13 protein-coding genes and 3 pseudogenes are annotated in these 19,129 nt (G+C 62.1%); 3 read left to right on the top strand and 13 right to left on the bottom strand.

Annotation, left to right across the window (positions count from 1 at the left end):
• From qhpG to OC610_RS06900, 10 genes and pseudogenes are all read right to left on the bottom strand, one after another.
• A partial coding sequence (gene qhpG / locus OC610_RS06935) for a flavin-dependent monooxygenase QhpG (RefSeq protein ID WP_264427150.1) occupies nt 1-1,220 on the bottom strand: 1,220 nt, incomplete at its 3' end.
• Entirely contained in the window at nt 1,217-1,894 is a 678-nt protein-coding gene (gene qhpE / locus OC610_RS06930) for a subtilisin-like serine protease QhpE (protein ID WP_264427149.1), read from the bottom strand. The genes qhpG and qhpE, both read right to left, overlap by 4 nt.
• The gene (locus OC610_RS06925; RefSeq protein WP_264427151.1) at nt 1,884-3,602 is read right to left on the bottom strand and encodes an ABC transporter ATP-binding protein; all 1,719 of its coding nucleotides are present in this window, start codon (nt 3,600-3,602) and stop codon (nt 1,884-1,886) included. The genes qhpE and OC610_RS06925 overlap by 11 nt, the downstream gene beginning before the upstream one ends.
• On the bottom strand, nt 3,602-5,506 hold the full coding sequence (locus OC610_RS06920) for a sigma-54-dependent Fis family transcriptional regulator (protein WP_264427148.1): 1,905 nt from the start codon (nt 5,504-5,506) through the stop codon (nt 3,602-3,604). Before OC610_RS06920 ends, OC610_RS06925 begins: the two co-directional genes overlap by 1 nt.
• Before the next feature lie 133 nt (nt 5,507-5,639).
• Nucleotides 5,640-5,978, bottom strand: a pseudogene (locus OC610_RS29710) (ATP-binding protein); the annotation flags it as partial.
• Between the two features lie 519 nt (nt 5,979-6,497).
• Nucleotides 6,498-6,833 (bottom strand): annotated as a pseudogene (locus tag OC610_RS29705) (response regulator transcription factor); the annotation flags it as partial.
• A gap of 213 nt (nt 6,834-7,046) precedes the next feature.
• Nucleotides 7,047-8,096 (bottom strand): annotated as a pseudogene (locus OC610_RS29700) (sensor histidine kinase); the annotation flags it as partial.
• A gap of 1,288 nt (nt 8,097-9,384) precedes the next feature.
• On the bottom strand, nt 9,385-10,485 hold the full coding sequence (locus tag OC610_RS06910; RefSeq protein ID WP_408636555.1) for an ABC transporter substrate-binding protein: 1,101 nt from the start codon (nt 10,483-10,485) through the stop codon (nt 9,385-9,387).
• Between the two features lie 167 nt (nt 10,486-10,652).
• Entirely contained in the window at nt 10,653-12,143 is a 1,491-nt protein-coding gene (locus tag OC610_RS06905; RefSeq protein WP_264427146.1) for an aldehyde dehydrogenase family protein, read from the bottom strand.
• Nucleotides 12,130-12,432, bottom strand: a complete 303-nt coding sequence (locus OC610_RS06900) for a hypothetical protein (protein ID WP_264427145.1) — start codon at nt 12,430-12,432, stop codon at nt 12,130-12,132. Before OC610_RS06900 ends, OC610_RS06905 begins: the two co-directional genes overlap by 14 nt.
• Between OC610_RS06900 and tynA the strand changes: the two genes are divergently transcribed.
• Nucleotides 12,407-14,695, top strand: a complete 2,289-nt coding sequence (gene tynA / locus OC610_RS06895) for a primary-amine oxidase (protein ID WP_264427144.1) — start codon at nt 12,407-12,409, stop codon at nt 14,693-14,695. The two genes, OC610_RS06900 and tynA, sit on opposite strands and share 26 nt — an antisense overlap.
• Nucleotides 14,696-14,745: 50 nt before the next feature.
• Here tynA and feaR read toward each other — a convergent pair whose 3' ends face one another.
• From feaR to paaY, 3 genes are all read right to left on the bottom strand, one after another.
• Complete coding sequence (feaR, locus tag OC610_RS06890) at nt 14,746-15,660, bottom strand: transcriptional regulator FeaR (RefSeq protein WP_264427143.1); 915 nt, start codon at nt 15,658-15,660, stop codon at nt 14,746-14,748.
• An 83-nt stretch (nt 15,661-15,743) separates the two neighbouring features.
• Entirely contained in the window at nt 15,744-16,667 is a 924-nt protein-coding gene (gene paaX / locus OC610_RS06885; RefSeq protein WP_264427142.1) for a phenylacetic acid degradation operon negative regulatory protein PaaX, read from the bottom strand.
• A gap of 70 nt (nt 16,668-16,737) precedes the next feature.
• Nucleotides 16,738-17,328, bottom strand: coding sequence for a phenylacetic acid degradation protein PaaY (gene paaY / locus OC610_RS06880; RefSeq protein ID WP_264427141.1), 591 nt, complete (start codon nt 17,326-17,328; stop codon nt 16,738-16,740).
• Between the two features lie 361 nt (nt 17,329-17,689).
• Between paaY and paaF the strand changes: the two genes are divergently transcribed.
• Both paaF and OC610_RS06870 read left to right on the top strand, forming a co-directional pair.
• Nucleotides 17,690-18,463, top strand: coding sequence for a 2,3-dehydroadipyl-CoA hydratase PaaF (gene paaF, locus OC610_RS06875; protein WP_264427140.1), 774 nt, complete (start codon nt 17,690-17,692; stop codon nt 18,461-18,463).
• A 37-nt stretch (nt 18,464-18,500) separates the two neighbouring features.
• Nucleotides 18,501-19,129, top strand: a 629-nt coding sequence (locus tag OC610_RS06870) for an enoyl-CoA hydratase (RefSeq protein WP_264427139.1), incomplete at its 3' end; no start/stop codon positions are given.

The following is a 19,129-nucleotide window of genomic DNA, read 5'->3' as shown; positions in this document are numbered from 1 at the left end:
CGCTCGGCCGGTTCGCTGCGCAACCGCCTCACCAATGGTGCCAACTCGACCCCTTGCAGATGCCAGACACCGAGCGGCTGATCCGCCGTGATCACCACCTCGGCCTCGTCCACAAACCCATCCCTGAGCACCGGTGCAGATTCAATCCTCAATGTGCCGAAATCCGCCTCGGCGTGGGCGACCTCAGCATCTGGCCACTGCCGCCGCGCCTGCCAGAACGGCTGGTCCGGCCAACGCTGCTCATCGGCATAAAAGTCCCGGCCAATGCGCGCGAAGCGTAAAAACAACTGCTCGACCCGCCGCTGATGAAAACGCTGTGCCAGCAATGACCGCTCAGGTTTGCGCAACAACGTGTTGACCACCGCAGGCGCCTGCAACGCCGAAGACAATGACTGGAAGATGCCATTACCCGACAGCGGATCCACTGCCATGGCGGCATCCCCGACCCGAATCCAGTTATCGCCACAGACCTGCGGGCACAAAATCGCCGTGCTGCTGCGGGCATGCAGGTGCAGATTGGTAGGCGGTTCATCCCCGAAAAACGCCCGGGCCAGTGCCGACTGCCGGCGCCGCTGACTGCAGTAGTCGAGTAACAGCGCCTTCCCTGGCAACCCGGCACTGGCCACGTCCACTGTCCATTGCCAATAGCACTGGCCGTCAGCCCGACGCGCCATCCAGGCCCAGCCATCCTCAAGGCTTTCCACCGCGCTGGCAACGATACCCGGCGCACCTTGCCAGCGATTGAGCAAACTGACTGTCTCTGGCCCCCTCAGGCCTTTGCCAAGGGCGGGCGCCTGGCGTCCACGAGCCTCCACCAGGAAATCCGCGAGCAGCGCTTCGCGCCCTTGCAGTTCGATTCGATGCCCCGAAGCGTGGGATTGCACCGCGAGTACTCGGCCTTCGATCAACTCGACGCCGGCCATCCGCAAATCCTCGCGCAAGCCTCGATCGAAGCTCGGACGATCGAGTAGAAACTCAATGTTCTGCGCATGCTGCTGCCCGTTCCAGGACACCTGCCGTTGGGAAGGCTGCGCCGCATCCGTCAACGCTTGATGCAGCCCTGCACCGCGCAACGCATCCAGCACCCGCGCCGAAACCCCTTCCAGCGCCGCGAAGCGCCGCCACTCGCTGACCAGAGTTACGGGGAATCCGAGTCGCCGCAGCCCCAGGGCCACCGCAGCCCCCGCAGGTCCAGCGCCGAGAATTACAACCGGTTTCATAGGCCGACGCGCCGTTCAGGGCCGTGATAATGGGCGTTCTTCTGCAGCCACTCGACAACGTATTGATTACTCGCCTCGGGATTTTCAACGAGAAAACTCGCAATGTGCCCGCTCAATGCCGCACAGCCTATGCTCGCACCCGACTGCCCCGGATAGATACCGTGAACACACGCGGCAAAATCTGCCTGGGCGCTCTTGAGCCACGACCATTGCTGCTCGGTGCAACGAGCGTCGCCGGTGACCCGCAGCACCTGCGGATACTTGGCCGGGAACACCCCTTCGCCCTGGGCCGGGCTGGACGCACACAGCAAAATGCCCCGCGCCACCGCCGCGGCGCAGGCTTCACGCAACAGGCTGCGATCCTGCCGCAAACCGAGGCTCAGGTTGATCAACCGCACGTCCTGCGCCACCAGCCAGTCGATGGCGGTGGCGATCTGCAAGGCGCTGGTGACGCCGCGCTGGCCAAACACCTGGGCTACGCAAAAAACCGCCGCCGGCGCCCGTTGGCTGATGGCCTCGATCACCGCGCCGCCGTGGCCCAGCGGATCATCGCGTAAATCGCTTTCGGCCAGGCGATCCTCCTGCAGCGAGAATCGTCTGCCGGCAATGACTCGCACCCGTTGCGCTGGCGAATGACCACTGTCCACCACGCCAATCCGCAGTTCAGGCTTCATGTTGCACCGCGTCTGATGTGAGCACGCCATCGAGCAGTTCAAAGCGCAGATCGGCATCAGCCAGGGTCGAGGGGCGGTGGCTGATCAGGATCCGCGTGCGCCCGGCGAACAGTCGGTCAATGGCCTCGATCACTTCGCGCTCGGTGGCTTCGTCGACCGCCGAGGTGGCTTCGTCCAGCACCAGAATCAACGGATCCTGCAACAGCGCCCGGGCGATGGCGATGCGCTGTTTCTGTCCACCGGACAGTTGCTGGCCACGCTCGCCCAAAGGGCTGTCGAGGCCTTCTGGCAGTGACTCGATTAGACTGTCGAGCTGCGCCAGCCGCGCCACTTCGGCGATGGCTTGGCGGCTAGCGTCCGGCACGGCGTAGGCCAGGTTGTCGGCGAGGCTGCCGCGAAACAGCACGATGTCCTGGCTGACCACGGCGATGCGCCGGCGCAGTTGGAACAGGTCCAGTTCCCGCAGATCGACCTCTCCCAGCAAGACCCGACCGGACTGCGGATCATGGTGCCGTTGCAGCAGATCGATCAGGGTCGATTTACCGACACCCGAGCCGCCGCTCAGGGCAACTTTCAAACCGTAGGGAATTTGCGCTTCAACACCACGCAAGGTGGTCGGGCGACCGGGGTGGCTGAAGTGCACGTTGTCGAAACGCAACTCGCCAGAAGCCGGTAACGGCTGCGGCGTGATCGGGGTAAGAACGGTCGGCGCTTCACCGCGCAACTCCATCACTCGCCCAAGACTGACGGTCATCCGCTGAATCGCTACGTAGAGCCCAAGCAGGCTCTGGACCGGGCCGACCGCCATCCCCAGGTACGTCGAGAATGCGATCAGCGCGCCCAACTGCCAAGTCCCTTGCACGACCCAGTAACCGCCGATCAGAAATGCGCAGGCCCGCGCCAACGACATCAGCGTGCCGGGCAACGCCTGAGTGAAAAACTCGGTGACTTGCAGGCGCAAGAGCTGGCTCATATATCCCTGCCCCAACGTGTCCAACCGCCGCGCTTCGCGCTGTTGCTGGCCGGCGGATTGGATGAACTTCATCACCGGCAAGGTCTCGACCATGAACGAGGACATGTCCGCCGAACGCTCGCGCAACTGCCGGACATCGCGTTCGACCTTGCGGCGCATCCAGCGTAGCCAGAGCACGTCGAGTGGAATCAGTACCAAGGCGAGCAGCGAGAGTTTCCAGGACAGGGTCACCAACATCGCCACCGCGACCACCAGGCCGATCACGCTCGACACCGCAGAGAACAGCGAGTCCACGGCAAAGCGCTGGATCTCCGCGACATCGCCATCGAGACGCGACATCAAATCGCCGATTCGCCGCTGACCATAGAAACCCGGCGAGAGCGTCTGCAAATGCCGATAAAGGTCATCACGCAGGGCAAACAGAATCCGTCCGGACAATCGCGTGTGCAGGTACCGATTGACGCCTGACAACGCCGTGCCCAGCAAGCCGGCGGCAATCATCAACCCGGCGACCAGCACCAACATCAAAAAATTGCGAGCCAGCAGCCCGTCATCGATCAGCAGCTTGGTCAGCCAGGGTTGCACCAATACCAGCGACGAGGCGCAGACCGATAGCCCAAGCAGCCCGGCAATCGCCAACCGGTGCGGGCGCACGAAGCTGTAGAGCCAGCGCAACGCCGCTTGCAAGTCCGCAGAGTCCTGGCTGTCGATCAGCCGAACGATCAAACGCAGCATCATGGGCGCAGCTGTTTAAGCTTGCGATACAGGGTCGCGCGGCTGATGCCCAGGGCGTCGGCGGCGGCCGAAACATTACCTTGGTGCGTGTCCAGGGACTGACGAATCAATTCCAGCTCCTGCTCTCGAATACTGCCACTCGCAGGGCGCTCGCCGGCGGTCAGTTCGTCGAGCATGCTGTCGGGCAAATGGTCGAGGGTCAGCACGGTATCCCCCGGCTCACGCATGGCCAGTGCGGTGCGCAAGACCATTTCCAGTTGGCGGATGTTACCCGGCCAGTGATAGCCGGCTAGCAAGCGGACCAAATCGTCATGCAGGACTACCGTCGGCGCATCGAGCTTGGCCAGCAAACGGTCGACCAGGCCATTGAAGTCGTCGCGCTCGCGCAGGGCCGGGAGCATCACGCTGATGCCGTTGACCCGGTAGAACAGATCCTCGCGAAAGTGTTTGTCTTCCACCAGGCGCTTGAGGTCGCGGTGCGTGGCGCAGATCAATGAGATGTCGATGTCCTGCTCTTCGCCTGCGCCCAGCGGCGCGACTTTGCGATCCTGCAATACCCTGAGTAAACGGGCCTGCAAGGCCAGCGGCATGTCGCCGATTTCATCGAGAAACAACGTGCCGCCATGGGCCTGTTGCAGGCGCCCGACCATGCCGCCCCGGCGCGAACCGGTAAAAGCACCTTCGCGGTAGCCAAACAGTTCCGACTCGATCAAGCCTTCGGGGATTGCCGCGCAGTTCACCGCGATGAAGGGCTTATCGCAGCGGGTCCCGGCCATATGCAGGGCTCGGGCAACGACTTCCTTTCCAGTGCCTGTTTCGCCCAGCAGCAGCACCGGCAGCTCATTGGCCAGGCCTTGGCGAGCCATGCGCAGTGCCCGGGCGTACCGGGCATTGTTGCCGGCCAAGGATCCGAGATCGGGTTGCGGTCTTCCGGTTTTAGGGGGGGTGCGCGGTGCGGTGCTGACGGTGACCGAGCGCTGCGGCGCCCGCAGGGCTTTGCAGAAGAATTCACCTTTGGCGGTTTGCAGGCTGCCGATGCCGCTCTGATTCAGACGCGATAACAATTGCAGGCCATCGACACCCAGAAACGCTTCACAGGGCCGACCCACGAGTGCCGAACGCTCGGCGTGGAGCAACTGACAAGCTTGGGCGCTGGCCGCGAGAATCTGCCCCCCGAGACTCACCGCGAGCAAGCCCTGCCAAGAGGATTCGAGGTATTGCCGACGGCTGTGGAAGGCAAGGACGATCTGGTCCGGATAATAGGCATTGAATACGCGACTTTCGATCTGGCTGACGGCCATGGTCAGCAATGCGGTGCTGTCGCGCAAGTGACCGAGCGGCCCTTCTCGCGTCAGGTCAAGGACGCCGAGGATGTCGCCCTGGGGGCAATGAATCGGCACCGAGGTGCAGGAAAAATCAGTCAGGCGGTCGAGGTAGTGTTCGCCGCAATCGATCATCGTCGGACGCGCTTCCACCAGTGCGGTACCCAGCGCATTGGTACCGCGTGCCGCTTCGCTCCAGCAAGCGCCCAGCGCGATATCCTGCAGGTTGTTACTTTTGAAACGGTCGGCGCGCCCTTCAGCGGCAAGGATGGTGGCGTCGGAATTGGCGAGGATGATGAGCCCTTCCTTGCCCTGACGCTCAGCCAGGTAATCAATGGCCGGCATCGCCGCATCGATCAACAACCGATTGCTTTCCAACAGCACGTCAAGGCTCGCGTTCGACTCCAGCTCCAGCTCTTGCTTGGCGTTGAAATGCACGCCATGGCTGAGGCTGCGCCGCCACGACGCATCGATTTCTGCACGCAATACGCCATCGGGGACGGTGCCTTCGAGGTGCAGCTTCTCTCGGGCCAGCCGGGCTTCGCGATGAAGTTTGGGATGAGTTGTTTTTATCAGCGTCATCAAGCGCTCCGGATCGGTCCGCCCTGCGCCCTTGCAAGCCAGCGCCGTGTCGCCATCTTTACGTTAACGTCAGGGTATTGGCAAGTGCCTTACGGCGTTTGAGCCTGGTCCGAGGGCACTGCTTCGGTGTCCATCACTTACCCAGCGAAGCATCGACGGGAATATCCAGGATAAACGTCGCTCCCTGCCCAACCCCGTCGCTGCGCACGGTCAAGCTGCCGCCCATTTCCTGCGCGGCGAGTGCGCAGCTGTGCAGGCCGAAACCGTGGCCATCCTTGCGAGTCGTGAAGCCATGGGAAAAGAGGCGCGCCATATGCTCAGGCGCAATTCCCTTGCCATTGTCTGCCACCGTGATACGCAATGCGGCCTCGTCAGCGAGGGATGCGCTAAACGTGAGGCATGGGCTGCGATCGATCATGCCGTCCAACGCCTGCCTGGCATTGCGGATCAGGTTCACCAGGATCAACAACACCCGGTGCCGGTCCAGTGGCAGCAGAGGCAGGTCGGCAATGTCCTTGATCACCGTCACCTCCTGGCGCGCCTTTGAACCTGCACTCATGCGCAAGGCGTCATCGATCAGCTCCGGGACCGGCACGGTCTCGACCACACTGACCGCAACGGCGTAGGACTGCTGGGCAGCGACAATGGTCTTGATGTGGTCAATGCCCTTGGTGAGTTGCCCGAGTTCTTCGATGATGCTTAGTTGCTCTTCCGCCACGACTTGCGCCAGCTTGAGCAGGTAATCGGGCAGCATCTTTCCCTTGTGGTCGTGGGTCAGGAAATCGCTCAGGTCATGGACGTGCTCGCCCATCAGTCGCGCCACCTTGCCCAGGCCCTGGGCCTTGGAGGTGCGCATCTGGCTGCTGACCAGTTCCGCCGATACGTTCACGCTGTTGAGGACGTTACCTACATTGTGCAGCACGGTGGTGGCGATTTCGGCCATGCCCGCCTGGCGGGATTTGGCCTGCAGCTCGGTTTGCACCTGGCTCATGCGCAGCGCCGCGCGCACGCGAGCCTGGAGCTCCAGCGGCGAGAAGGGTTTGGCTATATAGTCATCGGCGCCACTTTCCAGCCCGGAGACACAGGCCTCACTACCGCCACGGGCGGTCACCAGGATCACGGGTAGATGGGCAAAACCGGCGCTGCCTTTGATCCTGGCTGTCAGGCCAAAGCCGTCGAGCTCGGGCATCATCACATCCGAGACGACGACATCGATGGGGCGACGCTGCAGGATTTCCCAGGCCTGTTCTCCATTCGTTGCGGTGGCGACGATGTAGTCGTTGTGCAGAAGCTCACCGAGATAGGCAAGCATTTCAGGGCTGTCGTCTACGACCAGGACTTTGGATCGCGAGGCGTATTCCGGGTGCAGTCCATCGTCTGCGCCTGGCGCCGAAGCCAAGTCGTTGCGATTACCCTGGCGGCCATCGTCGAAACGCAAGTGGCGCTGCTCGGTCGTGCTTGCTGTGTTCGCCGACGATCGCTCGTACACATCGCTGGCTTCGGCCGGCAGGGTGTTTTGTCCATCCCCTATCGGGAGTCGAACGAAGAAGCGCGAGCCCCGCCCGGGCTCGCTGCTGACGCCGACTTCGCCGCCCATCAGTTCGACCAAATCCTTGACCAGGGCGAGACCGATGCCGGTGCCGCTGTAATGGCGCGTGGCGGAATTGTCGATCTGGGAAAAGCGCTGGAACAACAGCGGTAATTTGTCAGGGGCGATGCCAATCCCCGAGTCTTGCACCGCCAATTCGAATCGCTCGCCATCAATCGGCATCGCTGCCAGATGCACCGTACCGCCAGCGGGCGTGAACTTGATGGCATTGCTCACCAGGTTGAGCAGGATCTTCTCGAAGTGTCGAGGGTCGAGAAACACCGTGCCGAGTGCGGGATCGATGTGACAGGTCAAGCTGCAGCCTTTACCCTCGGCCACCATGGCGGCATCCTCGGCGAGCACACCCACCACCTTGTTCAAGTCAATGGACGCTGGAGTCAACTCGAACTTGCCTGCTTCGGCCTTGGAAAGATCGAGGATGTCGTTCACCCGGTTCATCAAGCGCAGCGCGTTGCGTTGGGCACGTTCGATCTGCACGCGCCAGTCCTGCGGCGGGGTGGTCGCCGCCGAGAGCTGCTCCAGGGGAGCAAGGATGAGGGTCAGGGGCGTGCGCAGTTCGTGGCTGACCGTGGCAACGAAATCGCTCTTGGCCTGGTTAGCCGACTCGGCCTGGTTGCGCGCCTGAATGAGTTCGATGGCCTGCGTCTCCAGCACTTCGGTCTGTTGGTGCAGCGTGTCGGTCCGTTCGGCGACCATTCTTTCCAGGGAGGCCTGGACTTGCTGTCGTTCGGCTTCGGCCTCGGCCTCCAGCACCCGAATACGCAAGGCGTTCTCCTGGAACACCCGTACGGCGCGGGTCATGACGCCAATTTCGTCGCCGCGTCCGGCACGGGCGATCTCAGCGTTCAGGTCGCCCGCCGCCAGCCGGCGCATGACCGAGGCCAGGGCCACGATGGGTTGCGCGATAAATCGCGAGGTGCTCCAGGCGATGGCGCCGGCGAGCAGGATGGCCACGGCACCGGCCAGGATCGTCGCCAGCATGCCGCGATCGTTGTGGACCGACGCGTCGGCGCGCGCTTCGCCGGCAAAGCGCGCCACCAGCAGGCCGGCGCTACGCGCCTCGTTGCGAACCTGGTCGCGTGCGCCGCCCAGGGCATTGCTCGCCTGTTGGAAACGGGCGAAGGCTGCCCGGTAGCCGGCAATCTGCTCGTTGACCGTCAGCGGTGAAGCCTTGGCTTGCAGTCCGACGGACGAAGGGAGAACGCGCGCAAGCCGGGAGAGCTCATCCAGGATAGCGCCGACAGAGCTGGCGATCTCGGTCGACGGTGACAGGCGAAACGACAAGGTCTGCGCCTCCAGCGTGGCAACACGCTCGGCGAAACGCTTGGACAACGCGGCTGCATTGTTCAGCAACCCGGTGGCCGCTTGAATGTCGCTCGCGTCATGGGCAACACGCCCATCCACGTCCCCCAACATTGCCTCGAGGCGCTCGGCCAGATGGCCGATGGCGGCGAGATGCCGCAAAGCCTCGCCTCCACGGAGCTTGGGCGCCTCGCCATGTTTCTCTACCGCCGCACGGGTTGCATTGATCGCGACCACCAATTGGTCCAGGATTCCTGTCTCCTGTGGCGTCGCCATCACCTCGCGCAATTGTTCAACCACAGGCTGGAGCGCCGCGCAGGCATCGCCCGCCGCGGTGGCGGCCGCTCCATCACCCGTCACCAGCATGTTCGCCAGATGAGTGGTGATGATCTGTTCGCCGTTGCGCAGGACATCCAGGATGCGGTGGGCACTTTCGATGTTGCTCACCCGCGCTGCGTGCTCGGCGACGCGGGACTCAAGGCCCTTCAGCCCATCGGCAATGCCCTGCTCGACCTGGATCGTCGTCTCGCGCATCCGTCGGTAGTGGGCCGTCATGTTCTCGGTTTCGCCGTTCATGGTCAGGGTCGCCGCGCGCAGCACAGTGATCGCTGCGGCGAGCCTTTCCAGACCGCCCTTGAGCGATTGCGCCTCTGCCTGCGGAATGGCGCGGAGGCTGGCGATCGCCGTCGCCACCATGCCTTCGGCCTGGGACAGGCTTTCCTGGTCGCGGGTCGCGATGAAGTTTTCCACCCGCCCGGTGGCCCCGTTGACCGAGGCCAGGATTTCCGCGGAATGGCTGGCGGAATCCACCGCGCGTACCATGCCCCGCAGGCCGTAGAGGTTCACCAGCGATACCGCCAGCATCAGGAATACCAGCGCGGCGACTGCCAGCCCGATCCTGACGGCAATGGGCCCGTCCATAGCGGGCTTGAATGTCACCATGACGCCTAGCCTCCCCCGCTCGCCACTACTGCTTCGTAGCCTGCGGTGAAGGCGTCGGCGGCGCCGTGTGGTTGATGGCTGCGTCGATCATCGTCGCAACAGAAGCCTGGCTGTAGAAAGGATTGGCAGCGCCGCCCACCGGCATCGTGGCGAGCCAGGCATCCAGGTCTTTCGCATCAATGCGCACCAGCGGCACCTCGACAAACTTCGGTACGGGCTTGCCCGCCAGAATCTGCTGTGCCACCCAGAACCCCACCTGGGAGACGCTTGGCGAGGCGGAAACGGAGACGGTCTCGTAGCCATTGGCATCGCGCTCCTGTTTCCACAGGGCAAGTTCGTCCTGACGGTTCCCCATCACGATGATCGGCAAAGGGCGCCCCGCCGCCTTGAACGCCATGGCCGCGCCATAACCGTCGCCGCCCTGGGTCGCGACGGCATCGATGGTGGGCAGCGACGGCAGCGCCAGCGCCACCTCCTTGCGTGCGACAGATGCCGTCCAGTTCCCGTAAACGGTCTTGGCGAACTTCAGGCCCGGATAGTCGCTGGCGGCCTTGCGAATGCCGTCGCTGATGTTTTTATCGGTGGCATCGCCGGCAATCCCACGGATCTCCAACAGCGTTCCGTTCCCCTTGAGGCGCTCGGCGATATAGTCCATTTCAACGCGGCCCATGGCGGACCAGTTGTAGTCCACGGTATAGACGCAGCGTTCGGTGACCAGGCTGGCCATGACGACCACCACGATACCGGCGTCGCAAGCATTGCGGATCACCCCATCGAGCGCCGTGTCGGATGCGGCCAGGACGACGATGGCGTCCACGCCTTTGACGATCATGTCCTGGATATGGGCGGCTTGTTCCGACGCCGAGTTATTGGCGCTTATCACCGGAGCCTCCCGGATCAAGCCCTCCTTCTGCGCCTGGAGCGCGATCTCCTGCCAGTTGCGCACCATCACCTTGCGAAAGTCGCTCCCCGCGTAGGAGTTGCTGAACGCAATACTATGGTTTGCGGTAGGACCGCTGGCGATGCCGCTTTCGGCCGCTTGGGCTGGATGGGCGGCGGCCATCGCCAGCCCGATCGTGCAGGCGGCGAGGCGCCACAAGGCTTCGTGGATCGGTTTAGTGTTCATGCCGCACTCCTTGCTTGGGATCTACTAACCGTAATCCACCTGCATCTGCCATGAGCATAGTCTCGACGCGCCCGCTTCGCGCGCCACCTGACGGATTTCATCCCACGGAGCGCGTCACACCTGGCTTGCCTCCCCTGATCACCGGTAACCCTTCAGCCTTTTTCAGCTCAATGCGCAATGCACACCGACTTCAGCTCGGTAAAGGCCTCGATCACCGCGCGACCAAACTCGCGCCCCATGCCGGACTGCTTGACCCCGCCAAACGGCATCGCCGGGTCGAGCAGTACGTGAGCGTTGACCCACACCGTACCGGCCTGGATACGCGGGACCAGATTCATGGCTTTGGTCAGGTCATTGGTCCACAAACTGGCAGCCAGGCCGTAACGGTTATCGTTGGCCAGGGCAATGGCGCTGTCTTCATCGTCAAAGGCAATGACAGCCAGGACCGGACCAAACACTTCCTCGCTGGCGATCGCCATGCTGTGGTCAACATCGACCAGAATGGTCGGCTGCACATAGAAGCCGTCCTTTTCGAGTAACTCACCGCCCGTGACCACGCGCGCGCCCTCCTTGCGCGCCAGCTCGATGTGCTTGAGCACACTTTGTTGCTGCTTGCGTGAAACCAGCGGATTGATGACGCAGTCACTGTCCATGCCTGCGCCCATCGGCAACCCCGAAACCGCCGCCGCGAGGCCTTCGACAAACCGGTCGTGGATCGAGCGATGCACATAGAAGCGCGACGCCGCGGCGCAGACCTGGCCGTTGTTCAACAAGCCACCGAGGATCGCGCCCTGGACGGCTTTGTCGACGTCTGCATCGGCCAGCACAATCATCGGGTTCTTGCCGCCCAATTCCAGGGCAAACCGCGTCATGTTTTCCATGCAGGCCACACCGACGCTCTTGCCCACGGCGGTGGAACCGGTGAATGACACCTTGCTCACGAGCGGGTGCGTGGTCAGTACGCCGCCCACCGAGGCGCCACCACCGGTCACCACGTTGAACACGCCCGGTGGAATGCCCGCCTCAACGGCCAGCTCAGCCAGGCGCATCGCCGTCAGCGGGGTTTCCATTGCCGGCTTGATGATCACCGTGCAGCCGGTGGCCAGCGCCGGCATCAACTTCCAGGCGGCGATCATCAGCGGGAAATTCCACGGCACGATGCCCACCACCACGCCCACCGGCTCACGCTGGGAAAAGGCCGTGAACCGGGCCCCGGGCGGAATCGCAATCGACACATCGAAGGTCTGGCCCTCGATCTTGGTGGCCCAGCCGGACATGTAGCGCATGAACTCAACGGTGGCGTTAAGATCCAGCGCCCGCGCCATGTTGATGGACTTGCCTTGGGAAAGGGTTTCCAATTGCGCCAGTTCTTCGGCATGTTCTTCAACCAGGCGCGTAAAATTCAACAGGATGCGTTCACGGTCAGCCGGACGCAAACCGGACCACACGCCTGATTTGAATGCGGCGTGGGATGTCTGTACAGCGCGCTCGACCACGTCCAGCGGCGCGTCCAGGGTTTCACACAGGACTTGCTCAGTGGCGGGGTTGAGCACTGCAATGCGCGGCCCTTCCGCGAAGACCCATTGACCGTCGATAAAGCAGCCATGGCGACGGCCGAGGAATGCGGCAACCTGCGGCAGGATTTCAACGTTGCTCATAAATCACCTTTGTTTCGATGAATGACAGGCCGTGCTCTGGGAGTTCGGCAAGACTGGCGCGATTGTCGATGCTTGCCAGCGAGCCGGATTTGCCCTGCGTGCCAGTTCTGTTGGCCGGCCTGCCAAACCGTGCCCAGGAATCGGCAGGATTCGATTCAGGCACGCAGCACAACGATGTTGGCGAGAATCCAAAAGCATCGATCCATGTGCTGTAGCAAAGTGCTACCTGACCCTGTCCTCGGTTTACCTCAAGGAAATCAGAAATGCTCTCGTCCGCCGCTTTGCTCAAAAGAACGCCCCTGGCCCGGCTCGCACTGGCCATCGCCTTGGGCACGTTTGGCCTGCCGGGCTTGCAGAACGCTGCCCAAGCCCATGGCGGCGCCGCCGAAATGGTCCCGCTGCAATCGACCCTGGAGGCGTTTGGCGCGACGGTCAAATGGGACGACTACGCCAACGTGTTCGTGATTGCCAAGGACGGTGCCTACGTCAAGGTCAAGCCCGACAGCAAGGTCGCCGTGCTTAACGGCAAGCGCATGGAGTTGTCGGTCCCGGTGGTGTTCAAGGGCAAGACGGCGTTCATGTCCAAGGACTTCATCAACCAGGTGTTCCAGTCTGGCCTGGACAAGACCTTCGTCATCGAGACCCGCCCTAGCCCGCTCAATCCCCTGAGCGCGGATGAGATCGACAGCGCGGTGGCGATCATCAAGAAATCCGAGCACTACAAACCGGGTTTGCGTTTCACCGAGGTCTCGGTGCATACACCGCCCAAGGATCAAGTGTGGAATTTCGTCTACAGCGGAAAAAATCCCACCCAGTCGCGCCAGGCCAATATCGTGGTACTGGATGGCAAGCATGTGATCGAGGGCCAGGTCGACCTGGACAGCAAGACCCTCTTGTCCTGGAAGCCAGTCGAAGGCGCCCACGGCATGGTGCTGCTGGACGACTTCGCCACCGTGCAATCGGTGATCAACACCAGCCCTGAATATGCCCAGGCATTGGCCAAGCGTGGCATCACGGATATCACGAAGGTGGTGACCACGCCGCTGACGGTCGGTTATTTCGACGGCAAGGATGGCCTGACCCAGGACAAGCGCCTGCTGAAAATCGTCAGCTACCTCGACGTCGGCGACGGCAACTACTGGGCGCACCCGATCGAAGACCTGGTGGCGGTGGTCGACCTGGAGCAGAAAAAACTCATCAAGATCGAAGATGGCGCGATCATCCCGGTGCCCATGAAACCGACCCCCTACGACGGTCGCGGGCGCAAGGGCGTAGCGCTCAAGCCGCTGGAGATCATCGAGCCGGAGGGCAAGAACTACACCATCACCGGCAACAGCATTCATTGGCAGAACTGGGACTTCCACGTGCGCCTTGACTCGCGGGTCGGGCCGATCCTGTCCACCGTCACTTACGACGACAAGGGCAAGAAACGCAAGATCATGTACGAGGGCAACCTGGGCGGCATGATCGTGCCCTACGGCGACCCGGACGCCGGCTGGTATTTCAAGGCTTACCTGGATTCGGGCGACTACGGCATGGGCACCCTCACCTCGCCGATCGCCCGTGGCAAAGATGCCCCGGAAAACGCCGTGTTGCTGGATGCGACCATCGCCGACTACACCGGTGCGCCGACCAAGATCCCCCACGCGATGGCAGTGTTCGAGCGCTACGCCGGCCCCGAGTACAAACATCAGGAAATGGGCCAGCCCAATCTCAGCGCCGAGCGGCGTGAGCTGGTGATCCGTTGGATCAGCACCGTGGGCAACTACGACTACATCTTCGACTGGGTCTTCCAGCAGAACGGCACCATCGGCATCGACGCCGGCGCCACCGGCATCGAAGCAGTCAAGGGCGTCAAGACCAAGACTATGCATGAAGCCACCGCCAAGGAAGACACACGCTACGGCACCCTGCTCGACCACAACATCGTCGGCACCACCCACCAGCACATCTACAACTTCCGCCTGGACATGGACGTGGACGGCGAGAGCAACTCACTGGTTGAAGTGAACCCGGTGATTGCCCCCAACGACCGTGGCGGCCCTCGCACCAGCACCATGCAGACCGAACAGCGCGTGGTCAGCACCGAACAGCAAGCGGCACAGAAATTCGACCCGTCGACCGTGCGCCTGCTGACGAACTTCAGTAAGGAAAACAAGGTCGGCAATCCGGTTTCCTATCAGCTGATTCCCTATGCGGGAGGCACACACCCGGTGGCCAAAGGCGCCAACTTCGGCAAGGACGAATGGCTCTACCACCGCCTGAGCTTCATGGACAAACAACTGTGGGTGACGCGCTACAACCCGGACGAGAAGTACCCGGAGGGCAAATACCCGAATCGTTCGCAGACCGACAGCGGGCTCGGGCAGTTCACCGGGGATAACCAGTCCATCGAGAACACCGATGACGTCGTGTGGCTGACCACGGGGACGACCCACATCGCCAGGGCCGAAGAGTGGCCGATCATGCCGACCGAGTGGGTCCATATGCTGTTGAAACCATGGAACTTCTTCGACGAAACCCCGACGCTGAACCTCAACACGCCAGAATAACGCGCAAAGAAAACGCCCCTGTCGCCATTCGCGACAGGGGCGTTTTTGCGTCAAGCGTACTGCTTGCGATATTCCCCGGGGGAAATGCCAAAGCGCGCCTTGAACGCGGTGGAGAAATAGCTCGAATCGGAAAAGCCCCAGGAATAGCCGAGCGCCGACAGCTTCTGTTCGGCACGCGATTGACGCAGCGACTCGGCGCACAGGTCCAGGCGGCGATTCTTGATATAACGCGCCACCACCAGGCCCTTGCGGGAGAACATCCGGTACAACCCACGCATCGATACGCCCACCTCCCGCGCCAGCCGCTCCGGGCAAAGGTCTTCGCAGCGAATATGCTCATCGATATAGCCGAGGGCCTTGCGGAAAATGCGCTCATGCACATCGTCGGCGCCTTCGCTGTGAATGATAGCCGGGCGCAGCAGGCTGATCACCGCGTCCAGGGTCGCTTCGCTTTCCTGCTGGCTCAGGTTGTCCTGGCGCGTGGCGTCCAGTATCAGGTGATGCGACAGAGTGGCGATGGGTGACACTGCAGCGATCCGGTGCCCGCACTTGACCCGGCTGAAGCGCAGGGATTGCTCAACCAGCGAGTGCGGCAGAATCAACGACAACTGTCGGGAGCCTTCGCCGTAGGTGAAGTCACTGGGTTGCGAGGCGTCGATCAAGGTGATGTCACCCGCCGACAACGCCACCCGGTTGTCGCCCTGGGCCATGCAGGCGCTGCCTTGGAGCTGGAACACGGCGAAATACTTGCTGCCCTCGCCTGCCGCAACTTCCCGAGGCGTGCGGTACAACCGCGCCTGGCAGGCATCGACAAAACTGAGTTTGAGCGCGCCGCTCTGATACTCACGGATCTGTCCGGAAAACTCATCACCCAGGGTTTGAGCGCTGAAGGCGCCACAGATCACATTGATCTGGTGGACCCATTGGTCGAATCCATCACGGCGCTGTGCAATCGAAGAATTCATGTGAGGCCTCACGCAGGCTTATTGTTTTTATCTACGTTGATCCACGCTAAAACGAACAGTGACTCTCCTGGATTGATGACGGCCTATTTGAGCCCGCCAAAACGACGATAGAAACTTTCACCGACATCCGGTAAAGGTCCGTCGGCAGTTTCCAATGCGCTGTTCAACCACTCCTCCGCCTTGGCGAAGATCAAACGGTAGATGTTGCGGCACAACTGTCGTGCGGCGCGGCCTTCCCAGTCGCCGGGCAATAACTCGTCTGGCAGCTGAGGGTCACGCAACAGCAATTTACGATACTCATGCACTAGCAGAAGCCGTGCCAGGAAACAGTCGGACGGCAACAGGTTCTCTTGCTCGCGCAGGGCCTGCCAGAGCGGGCGGAACAGCTGGATGAACTCGCTGTAATGGGTCGCCAGCTCTTCGATGTTCCAGCTCTCACGCACCTGTAGGCGCAAGGCTTTGGAAGCCAGTACGTCCTGGGCAGTGGTTTCGAAGACAATCGTTTCTTCCTGCGCGTCCAGGTCCAGCAGCGTGGCATTCACATCGGCACGATCACTGCGCGGGCAGGCCAGCAGCACCGGCGAGAGTGCACCAAAACCTTGCCATTCCAGTTCTTCGCGCACTTGTTTGCGCTTGTCCTGGGCCAACTGCGTGAGCATCACCAGGCACCAGGAACCATCCCAGGCCGGTACGGTGGAGCTGTACACGCGCTTGAACGCCTTGTCGAAACGCCGCCGACCGCTGCCGGTCAGGCTGTAATAGCTGCGGCGCCCGACTTTTTCAGCGGTCAGCCAGCCTTCCTTGGTCAGGCGAAAAATCGAGGTACGGATCAGCCGTTCGTTGATGCCGATGGGCTCGAGCAACTGGATCAGGCTCCCAAGCCAGACCGTTCCGCCATGGGGCTCGATGGCGTCCCCGTACAACGTGATGATCAACGAGCTGGCGCGGATCGGCGTTTGCTCCTGAAAGCGGGTAATCAAGTGGTTCAAGGGTGTTAGGGACGACATTGGCGTACCGAGTTGGAAAAAAAAGGAATATACCGAATGCGCTTTACGCTGTGGGAGCCGTGTTCACAGGCTACGGCCTTTTGGGCCGCAAGCCGCTGTCACTGATACGTGGGCGATGAGGCTCCGGCTCGCTGAGCGGTTCGCAGACCTGCATCTGTTCGAGGCATCGCTTCGCCAATTGCTGATACTCGCGAGTGCCCGCCTGCTTCCACGACACTTCTTCATCGCTGAGGCTGCGCTTGATGTTCGCCGGTGCGCCCATGATCAGCGACTGCGCCGGGCATTCGAATCCGGCCTTTACGAATGCCGCCGCCGAAACAAAGGAACGCGGGCCGATGCGGGCGTTATCCATTACCACGGCATTCATGCCCACCAATGCGTCGGCGCCGATCCGGCAGCCATGCAGCACCGCGCCGTGGCCAATATGGCCGTTACGTTCGACGACCGTGTCGCTGTCCGGGAAGCCATGCATCACGCAGGTGTCCTGCACATTGGCGCCCTCCTCCAGGACAATCCGGCCGAAATCCCCGCGCAGGCTGGCCAACGGTCCTACGTAGCAATGGGGACCGACGATCACATCGCCGATCAGGACGGCCGAGGGGTGAACGTAAGCGGTCGGATCGACCACCGGAGTCAAGCCATCGAGGCTGTAGCAGGTCATGGGCGTTTCCCTTCCAAGGCATTCACAAAGCGATGCCGATGCAAGGTCATTTTGTATCACATTGTTTTTAGCATGACAAATGAGCAAAAGACGTATCGCTTTAAGTCCTTGTACGCCCCCCCTCGACCCAGCCCGGTAAAATGCCCATAAAACCCAATAAAAACAGGAATAAACGTGCTTTATAGAGCCGGCGCAACGGATCACGCAAAAAGAACGACCCCTCAGATAAGACACACTAAATAAACTTTTTTGTTGCTTTTCGGTATCACGTTTCGCCTATACTCCGGCAAAACCGGCCTATCGAGCCGATCCAACAATGAGCCGGCACCACAGCCGAGCGTGCACCGTGAGGGCATCCGCCATGCCTCTAACCCTTGCTGTCGATCTCATCGAGCCGGGCGTTCGCCTGATCACCCTGCAACGTCCACAAGCGTTGAACGCGTTGAACACCGAATTGCTCGGTGAACTGGCCGATGAACTGAACGCCGCCCAGGCCGACCCCGACACCCGCGTCGTGGTCCTGACCGGTAGCCCCAAGGCCTTCGCCGCCGGCGCCGACATCAAGGAAATGTCCGAGCGTGACCTGGTGGGCATTCTCGACGACCCGCGCCAGGCGTCCTGGCAAACCATTACCCGCTTCAACAAACCACTGATCGCCGCTGTCAACGGCTTCGCCCTCGGAGGCGGCTGCGAACTGGCCATGCACGCCGACATCATCATTGCCGGCGAAGACGCCCGTTTCGGCCAGCCGGAAATCAACCTGGGGATCATGCCCGGTGCCGGTGGCACCCAGCGCCTGTTGCGTGCGGTCGGTAAATCCATGGCCATGCAGATGGTCCTGACCGGCGAACCGATCGACGCCCGCCAGGCCCAGCGGGCCGGGCTGATCAGCGAAGTGACCCAGCCGGAACTCACCGTCGAGCGCGCCCTGCAGATCGCCCGCAGCATCGCCAGAAAAGCACCGCTGGCCGTGCGCCTGGCCAAGGAGGCGTTGCTCAAGGCAATGGACACCGACCTGGCCAGCGGCCTGCGCTTCGAGCGTCACGCCTTCACCGTGCTGGCCGGCACCCGCGACCGCGACGAAGGCATCGCGGCGTTCCAGGAAAAACGCACGCCGACTTTCCTCGGCCAGTGACCACCCCATTCGAACGATCCCTCAGAGCGCCAAGACCATGAACTTCGAACACATCCTGTTTTCCATCCAGGCCGGCGTCGCCCTGCTCAGCCTCAACCGTCCGGACCAGCTCAACAGTTTCAATACGCAGATGCACGGCGAGGTAAAGGAAGCGCTTAAACAGGTGCGGCAGAACCCGGACGTGCGCGTCTTGCTGCTGACCGGTGAAGGTCGCGGTTTCTGTGCCGGGCAAGACCTCAGCGACCGCAATGTCGCACCGGGCAGTGCCGTGCCGGACCTGGGCGAGTCCATCGAGAAGTTCTACAACCCGCTGATCCGCCAACTGCGCGACCTTCCACTGCCGGTAATCTGCGCGGTCAACGGCGTGGCGGCCGGCGCAGGGGCCAACATCCCCCTGGCCTGCGACCTGGTACTGGCGGCGCGTTCGGCCAGCTTCATCCAGGCGTTCTGCAAGATCGGCCTGATTCCCGATTCCGGTGGCACCTGGACCTTGCCGCGCCTGGTCGGCATGGCGCGCGCCAAGGCCCTGGCCTTGCTCGGCAACCGCCTGACGGCTGAGCAAGCCGAACAATGGGGGTTGATCTACCGCGTCGTCGACGACGCCGAACTGCGCGATCAAGCGCTGACCCTCGCCCGTCACCTCGCCACACAGCCGACCTACGGCCT

Source organism: Pseudomonas agronomica (assembly GCF_025917275.1).
Classification (GTDB): Bacteria; Pseudomonadota; Gammaproteobacteria; order Pseudomonadales; family Pseudomonadaceae; genus Aquipseudomonas; species Aquipseudomonas agronomica.
Note: the sequence above shows the minus strand (reverse complement) of the source record. Positions and strands in the feature narration are given on the sequence as shown.

What these genes read in the sequence shown, in the direction of transcription:
- paaX (WP_264427142.1), bottom strand. Translation starts at nt 16,667, where the DNA reads ATGTCGTCCCTAACACCCTTGAACCACTTGATTACCCGCTTTCAGGAG.
- feaR (WP_264427143.1), bottom strand. Translation starts at nt 15,660, where the DNA reads ATGAATTCTTCGATTGCACAGCGCCGTGATGGATTCGACCAATGGGTC.
- tynA (WP_264427144.1), top strand. Translation starts at nt 12,407, where the DNA reads ATGCTCTCGTCCGCCGCTTTGCTCAAAAGAACGCCCCTGGCCCGGCTC.
- qhpE (WP_264427149.1), bottom strand. Translation starts at nt 1,894, where the DNA reads ATGAAGCCTGAACTGCGGATTGGCGTGGTGGACAGTGGTCATTCGCCA.
- OC610_RS06910 (WP_408636555.1), bottom strand. Translation starts at nt 10,485, where the DNA reads ATGAACACTAAACCGATCCACGAAGCCTTGTGGCGCCTCGCCGCCTGC.
- OC610_RS06920 (WP_264427148.1), bottom strand. Translation starts at nt 5,506, where the DNA reads ATGACGCTGATAAAAACAACTCATCCCAAACTTCATCGCGAAGCCCGG.
- paaF (WP_264427140.1), top strand. Translation starts at nt 17,690, where the DNA reads ATGCCTCTAACCCTTGCTGTCGATCTCATCGAGCCGGGCGTTCGCCTG.
- OC610_RS06905 (WP_264427146.1), bottom strand. Translation starts at nt 12,143, where the DNA reads ATGAGCAACGTTGAAATCCTGCCGCAGGTTGCCGCATTCCTCGGCCGT.
- paaY (WP_264427141.1), bottom strand. Translation starts at nt 17,328, where the DNA reads ATGACCTGCTACAGCCTCGATGGCTTGACTCCGGTGGTCGATCCGACC.
- OC610_RS06925 (WP_264427151.1), bottom strand. Translation starts at nt 3,602, where the DNA reads ATGCTGCGTTTGATCGTTCGGCTGATCGACAGCCAGGACTCTGCGGAC.